Genomic DNA, 1,285 nt, shown 5'->3' on the forward strand with positions numbered 1-1,285 from the left:
GGTCCCGTACCGGAGCCGGGGCCTCGGGCGGGGCTCGTCGGCGGCAGCGCGTGCCATGGTCATGACCGTACGAAGGGCGGGCCGCACCGGCAACCGCGGGAGCCGCACCCCGCGTCGACGCCTGGACGCCGCGCCCCCGACGTGCCCGCGCCTGCGTACCCCCGCTCTGCCGTCAGCAGAGCCCGGCGACCGCTCCCCCGCGACGCCCGTGAGCACGCCGCCCGCCGGGTAGCGTCCGCGCATGAGGGACTTTCGCTTCTCCCACGGGCTGGCCGGGTTCGCGTCGTACGACTCCGTCGCCGCGGAGTGCCGCCGGGCCGAGCGGTACGGCTACGACGCGGTGTACGCCGCCGACCACCTCGACATCCCGGCCCCCTTCCCCCTGCTCGTCGCCGCCGCCCTGGCCACCGAGCGGCTGCGCGTGGGGACGCTGGTGCTGAACGCGGAGTTCTGGAACCCGGCGCTGCTGGCGCGCGAGGTCGCCACCGCCGACGTCCTCACCGGCGGACGGCTCGAACTCGGCCTCGGCGCCGGGCATATGAAGTGGGAGATGGACGCGGCCGGCGTCCCGTGGCGCCCGTTCGGCGAACGTACGGCCCAACTGCGCGCCACCGTCGGGGAGTTGGGGCAGCGTTTCGCCGCCGAGGACCCTCCGGAGCAGCCCGGGAGGCCCGCCCGTCCCGGCCGGCCGGAACCCCGCCCCGTCCAGCGGCACGGCTTCGGCGGCACCGGGCCGCCGCTCATCGTGGGCGGCACGGGCGACCGGGTGCTGGACGTCGCCGCGGAGTACGCGGACGTCGTCAGCATCGCGGGCACCTACCAGGTCAAGGGCGAGCCGCCCGGGACCCTGCGGATCGGCACGCCCGCCGAGGCCGGGGAGCGGGTCCGCTACGTACGGGAGCGGGCGGGGGCCCGCGCGGAGCGCATCGAGTGGCACGCCCTGGTACAGGCGGTGGTGGTCACGGAGGACCGGCGCGGGGAGGCCGAACGGCTCGTCGAGCGGTTCGGCCGGGTCATGGACGCCGGTGAACTCCTCGCCTGCCCCTTCGTGTTCGTCGGCACCGTCGAGGAGATGGCGCGGCAGGTGCTGCGGCACCGGGAGCGCTACGGCTTCACGCACTACACCGTGCACGGGCCGTACGCCGAGGCGTTCGCGCCCGTCGTCGCCCGCGTACGGGAGCTGACCGCCCGCGACCGGGCCTGAGCGGACCGGACGTCGGGCGGACGGGACCTGGGCCCGGCCCTCAACGGGCTGCGGCCCCCGCCCAGTTGGGCAGGGGCCGCA

General features: G+C 76.7%; 1 protein-coding gene. It reads left to right on the plus strand.

Going from position 1 to position 1,285, the window contains the following annotated elements; translation table 11 throughout:
- Positions 1-241 precede the first annotated feature (241 nt).
- Positions 242-1,204: a TIGR03621 family F420-dependent LLM class oxidoreductase gene (locus AN218_RS29615; protein WP_070020152.1), complete on the plus strand. Its 963-nt coding sequence runs from the start codon at positions 242-244 to the stop codon at positions 1,202-1,204.
- Positions 1,205-1,285: the final 81 nt, after the last annotated feature.

Source organism: Streptomyces nanshensis (assembly GCF_001751255.1).
Lineage (GTDB): Bacteria > Actinomycetota > Actinomycetes > Streptomycetales > Streptomycetaceae > Streptomyces > Streptomyces nanshensis_A.

Bases quoted from the DNA above. Each gene is read 5' to 3' on its own strand.
- AN218_RS29615 (WP_070020152.1), top strand. From the start codon at position 242: ATGAGGGACTTTCGCTTCTCCCACGGGCTGGCCGGGTTCGCGTCGTAC.